General features: G+C 36.0%; 8 protein-coding genes. 1 reads left to right on the top strand and 7 read right to left on the bottom strand.

Features of this window, described 5'->3' with window-relative positions; translation table 11 throughout:
• Positions 1-8: 8 nt before the first annotated feature.
• Genes FMG_RS00280 through FMG_RS00270 form a run of 3 tightly spaced genes read right to left on the bottom strand, consistent with a single transcriptional unit; the run spans position 9 to position 2,481 of the window.
• A complete protein-coding gene (locus tag FMG_RS00280) occupies positions 9-1,820 on the bottom strand; it encodes a heavy metal translocating P-type ATPase (RefSeq protein ID WP_012290139.1) in 1,812 nt (603 codons plus the stop codon).
• Positions 1,820-2,035 carry a cation transporter gene (locus FMG_RS00275; RefSeq protein ID WP_012290138.1) on the bottom strand — a complete coding sequence of 72 codons (216 nt, stop codon included), beginning with the start codon at positions 2,033-2,035 and terminating at the stop codon, positions 1,820-1,822. The genes FMG_RS00280 and FMG_RS00275 overlap by 1 nt, the downstream gene beginning before the upstream one ends.
• A gap of 44 nt (positions 2,036-2,079) precedes the next feature.
• Complete coding sequence (locus FMG_RS00270) at positions 2,080-2,481, bottom strand: ArsR/SmtB family transcription factor (RefSeq protein ID WP_050716636.1); 402 nt, start codon at positions 2,479-2,481, stop codon at positions 2,080-2,082.
• A gap of 92 nt (positions 2,482-2,573) precedes the next feature.
• Between FMG_RS00270 and relB the strand changes: the two genes are divergently transcribed.
• Positions 2,574-2,801: a type II toxin-antitoxin system RelB family antitoxin gene (gene relB / locus FMG_RS00265; RefSeq protein WP_002837829.1), complete on the top strand. Its 228-nt coding sequence runs from the start codon at positions 2,574-2,576 to the stop codon at positions 2,799-2,801.
• A gap of 12 nt (positions 2,802-2,813) precedes the next feature.
• Here the strand turns inward: relB and FMG_RS00260 are convergent, their stop codons facing one another.
• The 4 genes from FMG_RS00260 to FMG_RS00245 form a co-directional block, all read right to left on the bottom strand.
• Positions 2,814-3,542: a biotin--[acetyl-CoA-carboxylase] ligase gene (locus FMG_RS00260; protein ID WP_012290136.1), complete on the bottom strand. Its 729-nt coding sequence runs from the start codon at positions 3,540-3,542 to the stop codon at positions 2,814-2,816.
• The gene (locus tag FMG_RS00255) at positions 3,542-4,450 is read right to left on the bottom strand and encodes a radical SAM protein (protein WP_012290135.1); all 909 of its coding nucleotides are present in this window, start codon (positions 4,448-4,450) and stop codon (positions 3,542-3,544) included. The genes FMG_RS00260 and FMG_RS00255 overlap by 1 nt, the downstream gene beginning before the upstream one ends.
• 124 nt (positions 4,451-4,574) lie before the next feature.
• Positions 4,575-12,251, bottom strand: coding sequence for a cell wall-binding repeat-containing protein (locus FMG_RS00250; protein ID WP_041250566.1), 7,677 nt, complete (start codon positions 12,249-12,251; stop codon positions 4,575-4,577).
• A gap of 23 nt (positions 12,252-12,274) precedes the next feature.
• Complete coding sequence (locus FMG_RS00245) at positions 12,275-19,558, bottom strand: InlB B-repeat-containing protein (RefSeq protein ID WP_012290133.1); 7,284 nt, start codon at positions 19,556-19,558, stop codon at positions 12,275-12,277.
• Positions 19,559-19,919: the final 361 nt, after the last annotated feature.

Genomic DNA, 19,919 nt, shown 5'->3' with positions numbered 1-19,919 from the left:
GATTTTACTCAACTAACTCGCATAGCTCTGAATGAATTCAAAATAGCAAGCACTGTAACTCCGACGTCTGCGAAGATTGCAGCCCACATGTTTGTAAGTCCAAGTGCCGATAATATTAGCACAATTATTTTCACACCGATTGCAAAATACGCGTTTTGTTTTGCGATTTTGAGTGTTTTCTTGGAGATTTTGATTGCTTGGGCGATTTTCGTTAGCTCGTCTGTCATGATTACGACATCACTCGCTTCAATTGCCGCATCGCTTCCGATTTGTCCCATGGAAATTCCGACATCACTGAGTGCAAGCACTGGCGCATCGTTGATTCCGTCACCTACGAATGCCACTTTTCTTCCCTTTTCTATCAAATCTTTTACAATTTCAACCTTGTCTTGTGGAAGTAGCTTGGATTTGTATTCGTCAATTTTAAGATTTTCTGCTACTGATTTGGCTACTGATTCATTATCACCAGTTAGCATGTATGTTTTTTTGATGCCGACATTTTTCATATCAACAATTGCTTGTGCGCTATCTTGTTTGATTTTGTCTGCGATTTTGATATATCCCGCAAATTTTCCATCGATTGCAACGTAGACAACAGTGTCTGTAGTGTCAATCGGTTCAAATTCAACATCTTTTAAAAGCTTCGCATTTCCCGCTAGGATTTGTTTGCCATTTATCACAGCTTGTATCCCTTGGCCTGCGATATTTTCTGCAGAGTCCAAGTTCAAATATTCTTTGTCCCCATAATAATCAATAATCGATTGTGCGATTGGATGGTTGGATGATTTCTCAGCACTCGCAACGTATTGGAGCATTTCTTCATCTGAAAATCCAACTGATTTTGCTTCTACAACTTTGAACACGCCTTGTGTCAATGTTCCAGTTTTATCCATAACAACAGTGTCTGTTTCTGCTAACTTTTCGATGTAGTTACTTCCTTTGACCAAAATCCCAGCCTTGCTGCTCGCGCCAATTCCTGAGAAAAAGCTCAACGGAACGCTGATTACAAGTGCGCAAGGACACGAAATTACAAGGAATGTCAACGCACGATACAACCACACTTGGAAAGGTTGTTTCAAAATCAAAGGCATCAATATCGCAAGAGCCGCTGCTACAAATACCACAACAGGAGTGTATACTCTTGCAAATTTCGTGATGAATTTTTCTTGTTGACTTTTTTGGCTGGATGCATTTTCCACCAAATCCAAAATCTTCGTCACTGCAGAGTTTTCAAAATCCTTGGTAACTTTCGCATTTAAAACCTTGTCCACCACGATGTAACCCGACAAAAGCTCTTCGCCTTTTGCGACTGTGATTGGAACACTTTCTCCAGTCAACGCCTTCGTGTCAACCATGGAGCTTCCATCTACTACCACGCAGTCCAACGGAACTTTCTCTCCTGGTTTAATCACGATAATATCTCCCACGCTCACATCGTAAGGATCCACCTTGTCGTAGCCATCTTCCGTTTTCAAATTCGCAAAAGTAGGCGCAATATCCATCAATTCCTTGATTGAATCACGAGATTTCCCAACAGCCTTATCTTGAAAAATCTCCCCGATTTGATAAAAAAGCATAACAGCGACAGCTTCTGCGTATTCTCCAATGATAAACGCACCCACAGTTGCAATCATCATCAGAAAATTCTCGTCAAATAACTGACCGTTTTTCAAATTCAAAAACGCTAACTTAATCACTGGAATTCCCACAATCAGATAACTCACAGCGAACACCGCAAGCTTAACGTAAGGTTGTTCGATGAAAAATCCAATTGCAAAAAGAATAGCCGAAACTATCGTTAATTTAATTTCCTTGTTCATTATTTCACTTCAACTAAAGGTTCAATTGATTTGATAATGTCTTTTGCTTGCGCCAAAACAGTATCAAACTTGTCATCTTCTACATCCAACACCATTTTTGTAGTGATAAAATTCACAGTAACAGAATTTACTCCGTCCAATTCCTTAATTTTCTCTTCCATTTTTGCTGCACAATTTGCACATCCCAAATTTTCTAATGTGTATCTTCTTTTCATAACTTTCTCCTTTTTATTTTTTTATTTTTCTAAATTATTTCTCGTTATTCTTGCACGTGTACTATCGCAATGTCGAAAATTTCTTTCACATGATCATCCGAAATCGAATAATACACAACTTTTCCTTGACGTCTAGTCTTCACAATGTTGCTTTGTTTCAACACCCTTAATTGGTGACTAATAGCAGACTGACTCATATCCATCACAGCTGCAATGTCGCACACGCACAACTCTCCACTTTCCAACGCCATCAAAATCTTCACCCTTGTTTGATCTCCGAAAATCTTGAACATATCGGACAAATCGGCGATCAATTCGTCATCTGGAAGCTCATTGATAGCTTTTTTTACATTATCCTCGTGAATTAGCGTTACTTCACATTTTTCATCGTTGAATTTATCTATATCTATCACATCCTTTATATGAACATATGAATACTTGTTCATTTGTTAATATGATAATATCATTTTATTTTTAGTTTGTCAATAAAAAAAAGAAATTTTTTTGATATAATGAATTAAAAAAGAAGGAGTATAATATGTCGCGTAAAATTAATGTAAGATTTAATGAAAATGAAATAAATGCGTTGAAAAAAATTGCCGACACTCATGGAGTAGGACTGTCAACAATGATTAAAACCCTAGCACTTGAAAAGTTATCGGACGATTATGATATCAAAGTAATAAAAGAATACGAAGAATCCAAGAAAAACAAAAAAATCGAATTAGTCGATCATGATGATGCTTGGAAGGAAATAGACCAATAAAAAAAAGAGATTTTATAAAAAAATCTCTCCTATATTTAAATCTTCAATTGTTCCGTCGTCGTATTTTACTTTCAAGCTAAAATCGTCGTTGATATTCATTGCAACAGCTTTTACATAATCACCGTTTTTGTGAACTTTGATTTCATTGCCAATGAACGTAGCTTTGTTTCTATATTTTTCTACCAAGTTATCTCTATCCTCGCTCCAAAATCTTTTGAAATTCTGCATTATTTTTATTACCAAATCTTCTCTTTTATCTGTATCATCTTTCTCTTCAATGAATCCCGCCGTATCTTTTATATCTTCTGGAAAATCTGTTTGGTAGACGTTAATTCCAACACCAACCACAATATCGTGGCAGATATTTTTCTCCACCTTGCATTCTGTGAGTATGCCGCAGATTTTCTTTTTTTCAAGCAGAATATCATTGACCCATTTAATAGACGTATTCACGCCGAACACCTCGTCAATTGCATAGCTTACAGCAATTCCCATAATTGGTGTGATAAATTGCGATTGTTGAAATGTCATTTCTTCATTTACCAAATACGAAAAATACAACCCATTTTCTGGCGAGAAAAACTTTCTTCCATATCTTCCCTTACCCTTCGATTGGAAAAAAGCAATCATCAACGTATCGTCTTGCTTTTCATTCAGAATTTCATCATTTGTCGATGTGACTTCCTTTTTGAAAATCACCTTATTTATTCCAGTTTGTTTCTTGATTTTTTCCGTATCCATTAACCTTCATCCCATCTATCCCATTTTTTACGTTCTTTTTTATTCATTTCCTTGTCATCATCTTCTAGTCTTTGCTTCAAAACAGCGATAATTTCATACTTCTTATCTGGAATTACAGATGTCACAGCCACTGCCTTCGTCTTGTGAGTTCCATTGTAGATGCATCTTTTATTCAAATTTTGAACAAGCATTATCTCCTCAATGATTTGCTGTCTGATGGACACTCTTTTGAAATCTTGATTTCTCACATTTTCTATCAATTTTGCATTCTTGAACAAAACCAAATTCACAACAACAATTTCAAACGGATTCACCTTGTTCAAAAACTCTGCAGTCTTCATTACATGTTCACGTGAATGTGCTTCTCCACCAAGACCAAGCATAATGTAGACGGAATATTTTATTCCCAAATTATCGAGCCTGTGAAGAGCAGTCAATTGTTCCTGTGATGTGACACCTTTTTTATGATAAGAAAGCACCCAATCACTTCCCGACTCAATCCCCACACATATACGATCAAGCCCCAGATTTTTAAGCTCCAACAATTCATTGTCAGTTTTTCTCAGAATATCATCACTTCTAGAAAAACACGACACGTATTTCATATTCGGAAAATTTTTTTTGATTTCTTTCAAAATCTCTGTCAAATAATCATTCTTCAAACACAAGGCATTGCCCTCCAAAAGCGTAAACTTTTTCGGAGTAAACCTCTTGTCCTCGTAAAAATCTTTCCTATCTCGTATATATTTCTTCACATCTTCAATGTCGAAAACCTTGAATTTTTTCCCTACATTCAAATCACAATAAATACATTTACCATAAGAACAGCCCACCGTTACGGGAATCATCTCGTTGTGCATTTCGGGCATCGGAGTATACATATATCTATCGTAAAATCCGTCAATCATTTAATCACCTTTGTTTGATATTTTACAAGTATTATAACACAAGATGTGTTTTAAATTTATTTGTACTGTCCATTTTTGCCAAATAAAAAAACCGGACACTAAGTGCCCGGCTAAAAATATTTTTTTAATCTTCTATGGCGTATTTGTGAGCTGTATCAACGTGAATTGTATTCGTACCACCGATTATATATAGATATTCTATCTTAGATTTTTCGATATAATCGTCAGTAGATTTTACTGGTGTTGATTTTGATAAAAGTATCGGTGCTTTTCTTCTTGCACATACAGGTCCTATTACCAATGCGTCAGGGAAAGTTTCACCTGATGCTACAAATACTTCCTTAGATTCTGGATATGTGTAACTTGCAACTAAAATTGCAGTTTCATATCTGTCTTGTCCGCTAAATCTTCTGATTACTTGTGGCAATTGAGCTTCCAATTTCTTGGATACTGAATTTTGTCCACCTGCAACGTAAACTCTCTTAATGTTCAAATCTTTAAGAGCTTTGCTTACCTTCTTGTCCATTTGATTTCTTGTAACCAATAGAATTGGTGCGATTTCTTTTGAACCAAGAGGTGCTGTTGCCAATGCGTCAGGGAAATTTTCTCCAGATGCAATGATGGCCTTGTTCACTTTGCCAGTTAATCTTTCGATTTCGTAAGCTAATTCTGATGAAGTTACATATCTGTCACGACCCCAAATTCTTTGAACCTTGTTTTGATCGTATTTTGCTAATTGTGATTTAACATTTTCAGAAATGGATTTGTGACCACCAACGATAATAACTTCACTAGCTCCCAATCTTACAATTTCTCTTGCAACATCATCTTCTAGATATCTTGTGTTATTCAACAATATTGGACAATCCAATACGTGAGCCAAAACAGTTGCAGTCAATGCGTCAGGATAATTTCCTGAATCAGCAATGATTACATATTTTGATTTCTTGAAGAATCTATTAGAAGTGTTGATAGCTGTGCGAACTCTGTTCTTTCCAGCAACACGTTCAACGTATCTGTTACCGTGTTTTTCAACCACTCCTGGTTTTGTTCCTGGAATTGCTCCTGGATTTTCAGGAACTGTTCCTGGTGTTTCAGGATTTTCTCCCGGTGTTTCAGGATTAGTACCTGGAGTTGTTCCGCCTGGAGTTGTTCCACCTGGATTATCTCCTGGTTTGTCTCCCGGTTTGTCCCCTGGTGTTGTTCCGCCTGGATTATCTCCTGGTTTGTCACCTGGTTTGTCGCCCGGTGTTGTTCCGCCTGGATTATCTCCTGGTGTTGTTCCAGTTGACTTTTTATATTGTGCAGTTATGGTTGTATCTTCTTTAAAAGTTTGAGTTAATTCCTTATCCCATTTTTCAAATTCAAATCCAGTGTTTGGTGTAACTGTTGGTGCAGGAACTGTAACTTCCTTGTTTGGTTTTACATAGTAAACAGTCTTTCCACTTAATTCACCATGGTCACCTTTATCGAATGTTACTGTTAAATATCCCGCTGGCTTGTCAGTTCCATCAGTTTTTTCTTGTGGAATTACATCGCCTTTTTCGTTGTACCTAGCTTTTATTACATCTCCGTCATTGTATTTGATAGCTTTTGCAATAGAAATATCCCATCCAGCGAAGTCAAATCCTGTATTAGGTGTAACTTCTGGTGCCTTATCTTGTAATACAACTGCCTTATCTGGATTTACATAGTATACACTAGTTCCTTTAAGTTTTCCATTTTCTTCTGCACTAAATGTTACTGTTATATATCCTTCTGGCTTTTCATTTTGTTTTCCATGTTCGTCTTTTTCAGGAATTACATTGTCAAGTTTTGTAGCCTTTGCTGTTACTACAATATCAGTAGCTTCAATTACAAGGCTGTCTTCCTTATCCCATTTATCAAACTTATACCCAGTTTGTGCTTCGTAAGCTGGTTTTACAAGTTCAGCATTGCCAAGTTTAATGCCTGCATTTTTCTTTACATAGTAAGCTTTTTCTTCTGTAAGATTTAATCCATTTTCTGCTTTGAATGTTACTTTTACATATCCATCAGGTCTTGCCATTGGATCTTTTGGATCGTAAGGAATAATATTCTTATAATCAGCATAGCTAGCAACAAAGGTTGCTGTATCTACAAATCCTGTTGTTGGTACTGCTGGAGTCCATTTGTCAAATGCTTTTTCAGCATTATTTGGCACTGCTTTAATTTTTCCAATGACATCTTTAAGGTCTTTGTCAGTATAAGGAGTTCCCTTTAGTACATCAATGACCTTGCTTGTCTTGTCAGTATCACCAATCTTACCATCTGCTGTTGCGTCAAATGTCAATCTTACATAGTCAGGATCTGGTGTATCCGAACTTGGGTCTTCGATAATCTTACCCTTATCAGTCCAAGCTGCGTAGAAAGTTTCACCATCAGTATTAAGAACTTTTGTATCTTTAACCTGATTTCCTTCGCTTACCTTATCTTGCCATCCCTTGAATGTTGAATTAACCTTTGTTGGGTCAGCCACTTTTGCTTTAGCATCTGCAAATGTTGCTATACCCTTTAGTACCCATAGGTCTTTGCTATTATCTAAGCCAATTTTTCCGCCGTTCGCATTAAAGATTACTTTGATATAGTCAGAGTCTTTTGGATCTTGTGTTAGGACCTTATCTTTACTTTTGTATTGGGCTGTGTGAGTAGTATCTGCATCGTAATTTGTCTTGATTGCTGGAGACCATTCAGTAAAGCTAAATCCACTATTTGGACTTACGTTTGGTCCATTTATACTTACATCTGTATTTTTTAGTACCCAATAGGATTTTTCTGTCTTGTCTCCTGCTAATTTGCCATTAGCTTCAGATTTGAATGTAACTTTTACATAAGCATCCTTATCTGTTTCTGGTTCATCTTCAAGAACCTTCTTTAGATACTTGGCTGTAATTGTTGTTTCTTTCTCTGTGAAAGTATCTTTTACAGACAATAGATTTGTTTCTTCTTTACTTCCATAAGTCCAAGCCATGTGCTTATAGCCTTTATTAGCAACAAGATTTGGAGCAGTCAAGGTTACTTGTTTTTCTGGGTTTACCCAGAATATATTAGTCTCTGTATTTGCAATTGAACCATGGTCACCTGCTACAAATGTCACCTTCACAAAATTATCTGGAACATTTGGCTTATTTTCGCCAGGTTTTTGTGGAACAACATCGTCTCCATTGTAAGTGTAAGATGCAGTGTGTTTTGTATCTTCACTATATGATGTTTGAACAGCTGGATCCCATTTTTCAAAAGCATATTTTTCTTTAACTTCAAGCTCTGGAGTAATTGCTGTTGGGTCGATTGTTTCGTCCTTTAATACCCAAACTTCAGCATTAGAACCTGCTTTTATAGTCCCTTGCTTAGCTGCATCAAAGCTAACTTTTACATAATCCTTATCTTTTGGATCTTTTGTTTCAATTATCTTCTTATATTGGGCCTTGTGGGTTGTATCTATGTTATATGATGTTTGAACTTCTGGATCATATTTAATGAACTTATAACCATTATTTGCTGTAACACTTGGTGGTGTTAAGGATACTGGTGTATCTTTTAGAACCCAATAGGATTTTTCTGTATTGTCTCCTGCTAATTTGCCATTAGTTTCAGATTTGAATGTGACTTTTACATAAGCATCCTTATCTGTTTTTGGCTCATCTTCAAGAACCTTCTTTAGATACTTGGCTGTAATTGTTGTTTCTTCTGCTTTAAAGGAGTCCGTTACAGATTCAAGATTTGTTTCTTCTTTACTTCCGTAAGTCCAAGCCATATGTTTGTAATCGTCATTGGCATTAACTTGTGGTGCTGTTACTGTAACTTTAACTTTTGGATTTACCCAATAAGTTGTAGTTGCATTTGCATCTATCGTTCCATTTGTTCCTTGGTTATAAATTACCTTTACAAAGTCATCTGGAACATCTGGTTTGTCCTCACCAGGTTTTTGTGGAACTACATTGTCTCCAGTATAAGCAAAGACTGCCTTGTGGGTTATGTCTTGACTATAAGAAGTTTTAACTTCAGGATTCCATGCTTTGAATGCATAATTTGCTTTCGCTTCAACTGCAGGAGTCTTCAATTCAACTGTTTCATCCTTTAGCACCCAGTAAGTTGCAGTTTCGCCAGCCTTAATACTGCCGTTTTTTTCTGCTACAAAGTCTACTTTTACATAGTTTTCAGTATCATTAGGATTTGTTGTTTCAACTTTCTTCTTATATTGGGCAGTAATGACAGTTGTATTCTTAAATGTGTCCTTTAAGACTTTGTCCCAACCTGTGTGTTTATATTCAGCATTGGCAACTACCTTTGGTGCCTTGTCTGTCAAATCAACTTCCTTATCTGGATTTACCCAGTAGATAGTTGTTTCTTCTGAAGAGATTAGACCGTGGTCACCCTTCTTAAATTCTACTTTTACATAATTATCTGGTACTACCGGCTTATTTTCGCCTGGCTTTTGAGGAATTATATCTTTACCAAAAGTATATTGGGCGACAAAAGTTTTATCCTTAGCATATTTTGCCTTTGTGGCAAATGTTGGACTCCAAGCATCAGCGCCTGTCTTTTGACTGTAATTATTTATACCAGTAACTGTTGGAGCAGTTATTTCCACTTCCTTGTTTGGATTGACATAGAATTCTTTTGTGTCAGTACTTGTGCCCTTGCCATCAAGGTCAAATTTCACTGTCACATAGCCTTCTGGCTTTTCTGGTGGATTTGTAGGGTCTGGTACAGGAATCACATCAGTACCATCAGTATATTGAGCAGTGTAAGTTTTATCTTCTTTTATAACAGTTTCTGTATCAAATTTAGGATCCCATTTTTGATCTGCGACCTTATATCCTATATTGGCCTTAATTGTAGGCTCTGTTAAATCAGAGTTTTTCTTGCCTGATTTTGGATTTACATAGAATTTTGTTGTACCAGTTAAGCTTCCATTATCACCAGGTAAAAATTTAACTGTTACATAACCTTCTGGCTTGTCAGAATCGTCTTCTGGAGTTGTATCTGGAATGACATCAGCAAGTTTTTCGTAGTAAATCTTGATTGTCGCCTTCTTGTCTAGGCTATATTTGCCATCAGCAGGGTTTAATTCGATTCTGTTGAATTTATAGCCTATAAACTTAGGTGCTGTATCTTTTGTATATACATCAGTTCGAATTGCTTCGTCTAATTTGCCGTCTTTTTCTGTTGGATAGTCTACTCCATCAATTTTGTACTTATCAGCAATGGACTCGCCACCTAACTCAAGGTATTTAACAAGGGCACTTGCCTTGCCATAGTGAGCGTAGAAAGTTTCCGGTACATAACCGTTATCAGGGTCTGCGTCCCAATCCCAGTCTTTGAATTGAATTTCGTAATCATCGGCAGGTTTTATTCCATCTGTCTTAGCATTTTGCCATTCTTTAAAATCAAAGCCATCTTTTGTTGGGTTTTTGTATGCTTTGTCAAATTCATCCTTGACTTCTTTAAAAGTTACTTTTTCAACAGTAGCGTTGTTTCCGTCAAAGTATACATAGACGGTTTTTTTATCTTTAGGATCTGATTCAAATTTACCTTCATTAGCATCAAATATAACTGGGAAGTAAATATTTTTATTTGTCGGTTCTTTTATAGTTACTTTCTTGTAGTATTGGTAAGTTACTGTATATTCTGCTGGGTTTTTGTATTTTTCACTCTTTAGTTGAGCTCTGTCACCACCAATATAGCCATTGAAAGCAGGACCTTGTTTAACAAATTCACCTTCTTCTGCAGAAGCACCAAGCTTACCAAATTTTTCTGATGGATATTTTTGTCCATCAACATGGTACTTAGGGTCAATTGGTTGCTTGTTTTCGTCAACGTATGCGATTTTGACAATCCCTTGTTTTTCCTTGTCATATTGGGCTTTTATAGTTGTTTCATCGCTGAATTTATATCTTGGTTTTTCTGCAAGTTTGTATTCAGTATCTGTTCCATCAATCAGCCACTTAGTAAAGACATTCCCGTCAGTTCCTTTTGGATCTTTACCCGGAATAACAACTTTAGCTTTTGGGTTTACATAATAGTATGTTTTTTGCGGATCCTTTGCTTTTGTTGTCGGGTCAAGTGTTACTTTTACATAATCATCTGGGACGTAATAAGGCTTTTCTGTTAAAGTCTTAGCTTCGTAAATGTTTTTGATAACCTTGATAGGTATATCAACTGTTTGAGTTGTTCCATTTTTGTGAGTTATCTTTGCCCTAACAGTTTCTAATCTTGTAGGTTCGCCTTTTGGATTAGCTTTTTCTCGTAATTTTTCATAAAGATAATCTTTTAATGCATCGCCAGTAATAGCATCGCCACTATCATTTAGTATTTCAAAGGTATCAGTAGTTTCTAATGCTTGTGAATCTCCATTTGCATCTTTAATCTTAACTTGTCCCTTTAATTGGTCAAGTGTCGGAATAAAGTCATTAACATAGACTGTTCCGTCTTTAAAAGATTCTTTTACTTCTAATTGGTCTGCAACTATGTCGTTGTTGTCCCAAATCGCATAGAAAGTCTTGGCTTCTTTTATATTTAAGAAATCAGAATCCTTAACTGGAGTCAACTTACCACTTGTTTGGTCTTTAATGCCCCAGCCTTTAAAAGTTTCTCTTTCTTTCTTTGGCTCTTCTGCCTTGTCAGTTAATGTGCCATCATAATCAACTTCTTTTACAATTTGTTTTTCTGTATCAGGAGCTGTAAAGTCAGCAAACTTACCGCCATTCGCATCAAAAGTCACAGGAATGACTTCCGTCATAGTAAGCTTACCGCCGTTGATGACGTCGTATTTGAAGTCGTATTTGAACTTGTGATCGCCTGATTTTACAGTCTTGACTCCGTCTTTTTCTTTAAAAGTTAGTCCTTGTGTGTCAGTTTTAACTTCTACTGTCTTTGGAGTTGTTTCAAGTTCAGAGGATAGGAAAGACCATGGGCCGTTATCTTCATCTTCTTCAAAATTTTCTAAAAAACTAGATCTTAATACTGTTCTTGTCGTATCATTCTTAGGAAAATTAAATTTATTATCTGTTTCATCATCGACTTTAAAATATCCTTCAATTTGAGGTCTGTCTGCTTCATTAACATCTGTATGCCACTCAGAAACAAATTTTGTAGAGGCTACTTGTTGAATCTTTATATTAAGAAAGGATATAGTCGCAACTTGCTTGTCCCCTTCTGGTTTCCATGATACACCAGGTGTACCATTAGATTCTTGTATAACAAGTTGTATATCTTTGCTATAATTTCTTTCTATTTGGACATTATATGTGTATGGATTTCCATTTACATCATATAAAGGTAGGTAGGTTGGCTTGCCATCACTACCATGCCAAGTATAGGTTCCACCTTTATCTACTAATAAAGTATATGTTACACCTGTCATAACATTCCCATTTGTTTGGGTAAATAAAAGCTTAACCTTTTGACCTTTGCCTAGGACCTTATCCCAATCAAAGGTAGTACCATCAATTCCTCTTGTTGTAAGTTCTCCCTGTACATTTGCCCAGTACTTTGGTTTATCTGGGTCAGCCGGTTGTTGACCATTGATGTATGGGGATTTTGCGGAGAAGAGGGTTGCCCCTCTTTCCATTCTCTTTCCTTTTTTCTTGTTTCTTTCTTCTTTTGCTACCCTTAATAATGTTGCTGAATCGATTTTGGGGTAATTATTTTTCGATAATTCTCCGATTTTTACAAGATTATCAGAAGAATGTTTATTATCTTTAGCATATGATATATTGAGCGCAAAGACTTGTACGAATAATATAAATGCTAGAATCCCCGATAGTATTCTTTTTTTCATTATGAGCAAATCGCTCCTTTCTTCTAGTTAATGTGTTCTGTCGTATAATCTGATATTTTAGTCGAGCTTTCTTGCCAATATCTTATTAAGTCGCCAGATTGTAACTCATTGTTGAAGTCAAATACATTGTATTCTTTTCTTCTTCTCCTGAACTTTTTATTTTCTACAGATTCTATTACATTGCCATTTCTTATAAGTTCAATTTTACCTTTTGAATTATCAGACATTTGTTCGATATAAATTCTCTTATCTCCTGCTGATGGTTTTGTAATTATTAGTTTAATATCGAATGTTTTTTCATCACTGATTACTGTATCTTCATTAAATGATTGTTTTACCCATATGAATTTTTTCGCTTTTGGATCTTTGTCAGTTGGATTAATGGCTTCTTCTACTAAATTAACATCTTGCCATCCATTAAATACAGTATCAGTAGTTTTTTCCAAAACAACTGGTGTTGGTACTCTAACTTCTGTTTCTTTCTTGACATAGTATTTAGCGTTTTTTGGAATGTAGAAACTACTGTCATCAGAAACTTTAAATTCTACTAGAACCATTCCTTCTGGTGTTTCTTTTTTAATTTGTTCTTCGTCTGTAACTTTTGGATCTACTGGTATTACGTCTGCTTTTGGTTTGTAGAGTGCTGTGAAGACTTTTTCTATTTTTCCAGCTGCAAGTGTCAAGTCAAGTGCATTGTCCCAACCTTTATTTGCATCTACTGCTTTGTAGTATTTTGCTGGGGCGATTGCTGGAACTGTCATTCCTGCTGCTTTTGCTTGTTCAAAATCATAGCCTTTTGCAACTTTGTAAGTTACTTTTTCAAGGTTTGAAGTTTCTCCGTCCTTTAATGTTCCATGTGAACCTTTTAAGAAAGTTACCTTGATAAATTGTTTTTCAACCGGGTCATTTTCATCAATCTTTTGAACTGAATCTTGCCAAATTGCTATTAATGTTTTGTCTGATGTTATTGGCGTTGCCAAGTCAAAGTAATCTTTTTCGTTTTCTTTGCCTTTTTCTTTCCAACCCATAAAGACTTTTCCATCTAGTTTTGGTTCATTTACTGCTTTCAATTTTTCATTATCTTTAACTTTTTGTTGACCGATTTCTACATCTCTAGAAATAAATTTGACTGTATGAGGATTTTCTTCCCATTGTGCAGTGGCTGTTCTTGCTTTTTCAAGTGTTACTTGGTCGCCTGGTTTGTAGATTTTTTCATCATCATCAAGTTTCCAACCTGCAAATATAGCATTGTCTTTTGATAATTTATCTGGTCTTGCAAGTCGTACCTTTGTACCATGGTCAACTTCAACTTTTGCTGGTACTTCGCCTTTTGCTCCTTCGCCTGCTTCATAAGTTAATGTTACTTTAGCTAACTTAAATTTAGCTACATGTATTCTTTCGCTTGTGATTGCATTTTCAGTGTCAATTTCTTCAAACCATTTATCAAATTCATAGTTTGCTGCAGGAGCAGTTTTTGGTACTGCAAGTTGTTTTTCACCAGCCATTTTACCATCTGCTAATTTAACAAGCTTAATTCCAGCATTTGGATTTACGTAGTAGATTTTTTCTTTAACATTTCCATCAAGTTTACCTTTGTTTTCATCTTCTGTCTTGAAAATAACTTCTACATATCCGTCTGGTTTTTTAACATTGTCGTCTGTTTTTTCTACTATATCTTTTGACTTATCAAAGTTAAATACAAATTCTGTTTCTGGATCTTTAAATGTGTCTTTCAAAGTTTTATTATCTTTGTTAGTCCACTTTTCACCATTGACATAGTATCCAATGTTTGGAGTCTTCGTAATAGCTTTAGCTGAATTTGTCATGTCTACTTCAACTTCTGGAGATACATAGTAAACTAAGTCGCCAGATACTGTTCCACCTGTTCCTGCTTTGAAGATTACTTTTACATAATTGTCCATTGCATCTTTTGGCTTGCTACCATCTGGATTAGATTTAACTATAGGTTCGTGTACTTTAACTGGAATTTCGATTGGTTTTTCGTTTGTTCCAACGCTTGATCCGTCAGTATATTCTACTATTACTTGTACCTTACTATCTCCAGGTGTATTAACATCTGGGTCTTTAACTATTGTTACTTTGCTAATAGTTTTTCCTTCAGGAGGAGTAATTTTTCCTTTAATTTCATCAACTGTCGGTGTTTTTCCTTGTGGTGTGTGAACTGTATCTGAACTTGGTACTTGGTCTTTTATCTTTTCAGGTGTTACAGAATATTTTGCAATAATTGTAGTTTCTTTTTCAAATTTTCCTACTATCTTATCTTCCCAAGTTTTTGCCTTGTCTTCTGTTTCCCACTTAGAGAAATTCATTGTATATCCAACTGTTCCTGGTTTTGTAGTATCTGCTGCTACTGTTTTACCTATAGGATTTGTTACATCTATAGTTACTTCCTTAGTTGGGTTAACCCAGAATGTTTTTTCAAACGCTGTTTTGTCTGTAGCCTTATCTGTTGTCTTGACGATTACTTTTACATAAGATTTTGGTACATCTGGTTTCTTGTTTGGATCTGTTTGTTCAACAACATCCTTAGCATCAACTGGTGTAATTATTGTATCTTCTGTAAATTTATGACGCTTGTCAAATTTGAAGATTCCATTTTTTTCTTGTTTTTCGTTTTGTGCAGCCTTGTCCGCTGTCCAATTGATAAATCCAGTGCCTGCTGCTTCAGAGTCTTCAACCTTTAATTCAGGAATTTCAACCCAAGCATTAGGATTTACATAGTAAACCTTATCGTCTTTGTTTTTAAAGTCTTTGTTTGGTTTAATTGTAACTTTGATATATCTGTTTTCTGTATTGTCTTTTAAAATGTCTTTTAAGCCACCGTCTTTTGCTTCTTTTCCTTCAGCTTCTTTTAAGAATAGTGGTTTGTCGCCAGCCTTGTTAAGAGCTTCGTAGACGTTCTTGTAAACTGTAATTGGTATATCAAGTTCTTGTGGGTCTTTACCATTTGTAAAAGTAACCTTAGCCTTGACATTCACTGTGCGAACAAGTTCTTCTGTGTCGGCTCTTTTCTTTTCGTTTACAAGATTGAACACATCTTCGTCTGACTTTAATTCATTTCCAGCTTCATCGAATAGTTTTATTTCAGTTCCTGCTGGAAGTGGTTTTACTTGGTCTTTTTCTCTCCAAACAAGTTGTTTCTTTAACTGTTCAATAGTAGGAGCAAAGTCGTTAGTCCATTTTCCATTAGGATCTTTGAATGCTTCTGTTCTTACTAGGCCAGATGCTGATAAGCCTGACCATTCGAAGTATGCTGTAAATTCGTGAGCTTCGTTTATGATTGTGTTTTTATTTAATAGTGGTTTGTTGTCCCATTTAGTAAATTTCTTGCCAGTTTCTGGTGTTACATAATACTTGCCAGCAACTTTTTCTTCGCCGTCTTTAAGTTCTTGTGGAACTGGAAGCAAATCTGACTTAAGTCCTTTGATTACATCGTAGTGTAATTCTTTTACAGATTTTCCGTCCTTGTCAGTGAACGCTCCACCCTTGTCTTTTTCATCAATCTTGTATGTCACTCTGACATAACCTTTCGGTGGATCAACATTTCCTGGAACTTCTATTACTCTTACGTCTTTATAATAGAAGGTAATTTCTTTTTTACCTGTGCCGTTGATGCCTAAGAATTCATTTGTTTTTTCATTTACATCAAAGAATAGTTGTTGTTGTGGTGCACTTACAAGTTTCCAACCTGGTATTTGCCTATAGTTTCTTGCGTCGTAGTGACGGTTACCATTTTTAACAAGTTCTTGTTTAATAATAGCCGCACCATCTTCTGTTTCTTTGCCTTTAAATCTTTCATCTATATAGTTGACCTTGTATTCACGTTGTCTGAATGGTCTGTAGAAGAAGTGGAATTCATTTCCCTTGTAAGCAGGGTTATCAATCATTTCTCCTGTGTTAGGATCTTTGATCTTTTCTGGTTCTATACGTTGGTTTTGGAAGTAGGTGTTGTTGAATTTGAATTCATCATTATATTTTTTATATAATTCTTTGATTTTTTCATCTGTTGTCTTTTCTAATTCTTCATTAGGAGCAAGGATTAATGTTTCGCCTTGTTTATCCCCAACAGTTGCTGTGTAGTAACCAGTCCTCTTATCTTCTAGCCATTCTGTTATTTCCTTATCTTTTTTACAATCCTTGTCTAGAATGTGATGAACAACTTTTACGTCTACTCTTTGGTTTGGATTCCAAATAGCTTTCAAATACACTGGTCCTACAACGTCATTTCCGAATGTATAAAGTTCTGGTACCCCATATTTATCACGATAAGAAGTGTCAACTTCATCTGTATAATCGCCCTTATTATCTTTCTTGTAACGAACGACTTCCCAACCCATAAAATCGTAGCCTTTTCTTTCAGGTTTTACTGGTTCTACAAGTTTTTGTCGTTGGATTACTGTAAAGATTTGCTTGCCATCTTTTGTTGTAGGTTCTTCTTTTAAATAGCCTTTTTTCGCATAGGTGTTGACTTCTTCTTGTCCAATGTCACCTTCTTGGATTTTCTTGCGTTCAGTTGTTAAGTTCTCTTCTTTAATATTTCTTAATTTTCCACCGTTCGGATCAAATGTTACTTTCCACTTGTAATCTGGTTCTCCCCATTTTGCGTAAAGGTTAACTGGGTGGAAAGGCATTGTTTCTTTTGGATTTTCCCAAACAAGTTTTGTTCCTGCTGGGTCTAGTGCCCATCCTTTGAATACCATTTGATCTGAAAGATTGTCCGGTCTTTTAACCTTTAGTTTGCCATCTTTTGGATCAGTGAATACAAGATCTGTTAGTCCTAGTGTTTGTAGGTTTTTAGGATCGTCCAAGAAGTTTTTCGGGTCATCTTTAAAATACTCTTTATCTTCCCTATCTAGTTTTGAATCTACCAAATCAGGGCTCAAAACCTTTAATGGAAATTCGTAGAAAGTATCTAATGAGTTAGTAGGTTTAAAATAACTATCATCCCTAATAATTGATGGGTCGTAATTAAATCTCAATGGATACTTGTTACGAGTGTAGTGGAATTGAAGATATCCGTTTTCTGTAAATTCTTGACCATCTTCCTTTACGTCCCCAAATTCATCGGAATCGCTAAAAAAGTGTGATATAAAATCTAGTTGACCTATAGGAAGTTTAGTTCCGTAGTTGTTATAGTATGACCCACAAGTGTTAGGAGTGATTTCATCACGCTCATCATTTAAATCATTAATTCTTTCCTCATTCACACGGCCATCTTCCTCGCTTCCCTCTGCAATTGTTGGCCAAGCGCTTCTAGGGTTATATCCATAAGGCGTGAAGCCTGTAACTTTCGGATACTTGTGGCCATAGTCAGAAGCTTCTGTATCCGCCTTGGTTCTAACAAGGTCGTAGCGTATAATGGTTTCGCCTTTCTTGAAACCGTCCATCCAAAAGTCCATGTGGTGTGGGATGGATGGCGAATCCTGTTTTATACCGAAGGAAAGAGTTTTAAAATCGAACCACTTCAAATCTATGCTTGTTCCATCACCCTTATCTATCGGTTTCGCATAGCCGCCCCACGAATCGTAGTTTGCCATGTCCAGGAATTCGTCGGCATTTAATCTATAAGGTGGCGTGTCTAAATGCGTCGGCCAATTTGGCCTAGTATAGTTTGGTCCCCAACCAAAACTTTGATAACCAGGAGTGAATCCTTTGGTTTGTTTGGCATCGTTAGGCCACTTATACATCATCTCATTGAATCTTGCCTTGTAGTGGTATGGCTTACCAGGGCCGCCTAACATGACAGCTTCTCCTTTTGCCTTGTCGTATCCCCAAATTTCAGGGTAGATGGTGTTTTTTTCAGGTTGTGCATTGGACTTTGTAAAGTATAGGTCGTAGACTTGTCTGTCGTAGTATATGTTGTAGACAGTCTTGCCTGTTGCATCCACAGACTTAACTAGGTTTACATTTGCAGGGTCCTTGTTTTGGTCGGCCGTTAAATCTTTGTTGTAAACATAGAACTTGTTTAGAAAAAGGTCATGTCCACGATTAAATTTTGTGCCGGCCCATATCTTATTTAGACGAGCTTGGTCTAGGTCTGGGAATTTTAATCCATTTACAGGTTCTTTATCGAGTTCCGGTCTCATACCTGTGTCTTTGTCCTTATAGACACGAGTGCTCATATAGTCGTACTTATCTTGTAGTGATGCACCATCGGCATGGTCAGCCTTTTCTGCCCAGAATTGGATTGCGTAGTCTGCCTTTTTCTTGTCCTCCCACACTGCTGTGAATTTTAATCTTTCTCTTGATTTTATATCCGTGCCCAATAAAAGTGCTGGCATTTTAAGATGAACATCAAGGTCAAGTGCAGGTTTTCCGTCGGCTTTATTAATAATTTGTCCCTTTGGATAATTTTTACCATCTTTATCCTTTATCTCGTGTGATGGCATCCAACCTTTGAATACGCAACCTTCTTTTGTCGGGATATTTTCCTTTTCTATTTTTGGAATTTCTTGGTCATAGTAATAAGTTCTAGTTGGAAGAGCTGTTCCACCCATTGTGTCGAAATCCACGTTGTAGTGTGCACGATTGTAGCGGTATTCCAACATGAAATCTGTCGCATCTTCTGGAACTCTCATTGTAATGAAATCTGATTCCGGCACGAATCCTCTTCTATCGTTTTCATTCAATGGACTTACTTCCATCGTAGAACCAGTATTACCATTTTGTGTTGTAATCTTTTCTGGCTTATCTTCTCCACCAGGATTTGTATATTTCGTAAAATCTTTCATATCTTGGAAGAGGTGCTTTATTTTTATTGAATTTGACTTTGCCTTGTATCTGAAGTCTTCATCTGCAGAATATTTCAATCCATTTGTTTTATCGCCTGTTTCGTTTTTACCATTTGCTGCATTTTTTACAGTATCGTAGGTGATTGTAAATGTGTCATCTAGATGTGACTTATCATATCCCGCAAGATCAGGCAATGTGATTTCTTTCTTCACCTTAGCTTTTTCTTCTGGTGATGCGGCTTCTCCCACGCTTGCGATGTAAGGTTGGTAATTTATCTCGTACTTGTCGCCTTTTTGAACCTTGTATTCTTTGCGCAAAGTGTAGATAGCCTGCTGTTTTGGATTTTCAATCAAATCCGCTGCCGTCTTCCCCTCTTCTGGTTTTGCCACCTTAACAGGTGTTTTGTTGTTTATGATTTCGCTTCTATTATTTGACAAATTATCGTGATTACCATTTGCTGCCAATAAGTGTACTGGCATTGATGTCAAAATCATTATAAAAGTCATTAAAAAGCATAGAAATCTTCTAATTTCTTTTCTAATCGAATGTCTCATAACACCACTTCCTAAAATTTATTTTAAAATAATTTTGCCTATAGTTAGGCTTATCATACTTATATCACAAAATCAGTGTTTTTTCAAGATTTTGTATTGGTATTCAATGTTTTTTTTTGAAAATATAATGTGAAATAAAAATCTATCGGAATTTTCTGCAATAAATTTTCACAATTAATTTTAAATTTTCAAGAAATATGTAACCGTTTGTATTTGGAAAAATTTAGGAAATTATTTTTTTGAAATAAAAGTTCAATTTATCTTGTCACATTATATGATATGCTTTCTATTATTCTTATATTAATTTGTACTCCGCGTTACAACGTGCAAAAATTTCTTGTATAAAAATTAGTATTATGTT

The sequence above is a fragment of the Finegoldia magna ATCC 29328 genome (genome assembly GCF_000010185.1).
In the GTDB taxonomy this organism is placed as follows: domain Bacteria; phylum Bacillota; class Clostridia; order Tissierellales; family Peptoniphilaceae; genus Finegoldia; species Finegoldia magna_H.
Note: the sequence above shows the minus strand (reverse complement) of the source record. Positions and strands in the feature narration are given on the sequence as shown.

What these genes read in the sequence shown, in the direction of transcription:
- FMG_RS00280 (WP_012290139.1), bottom strand. Translation starts at nt 1,820, where the DNA reads ATGAACAAGGAAATTAAATTAACGATAGTTTCGGCTATTCTTTTTGCA.
- FMG_RS00275 (WP_012290138.1), bottom strand. Translation starts at nt 2,035, where the DNA reads ATGAAAAGAAGATACACATTAGAAAATTTGGGATGTGCAAATTGTGCA.
- FMG_RS00270 (WP_050716636.1), bottom strand. Translation starts at nt 2,481, where the DNA reads ATGAACAAGTATTCATATGTTCATATAAAGGATGTGATAGATATAGAT.
- relB (WP_002837829.1), top strand. Translation starts at nt 2,574, where the DNA reads ATGTCGCGTAAAATTAATGTAAGATTTAATGAAAATGAAATAAATGCG.
- FMG_RS00260 (WP_012290136.1), bottom strand. Translation starts at nt 3,542, where the DNA reads ATGGATACGGAAAAAATCAAGAAACAAACTGGAATAAATAAGGTGATT.
- FMG_RS00255 (WP_012290135.1), bottom strand. Translation starts at nt 4,450, where the DNA reads ATGATTGACGGATTTTACGATAGATATATGTATACTCCGATGCCCGAA.
- FMG_RS00250 (WP_041250566.1), bottom strand. Translation starts at nt 12,251, where the DNA reads ATGAAAAAAAGAATACTATCGGGGATTCTAGCATTTATATTATTCGTA.
- FMG_RS00245 (WP_012290133.1), bottom strand. Translation starts at nt 19,558, where the DNA reads ATGAGACATTCGATTAGAAAAGAAATTAGAAGATTTCTATGCTTTTTA.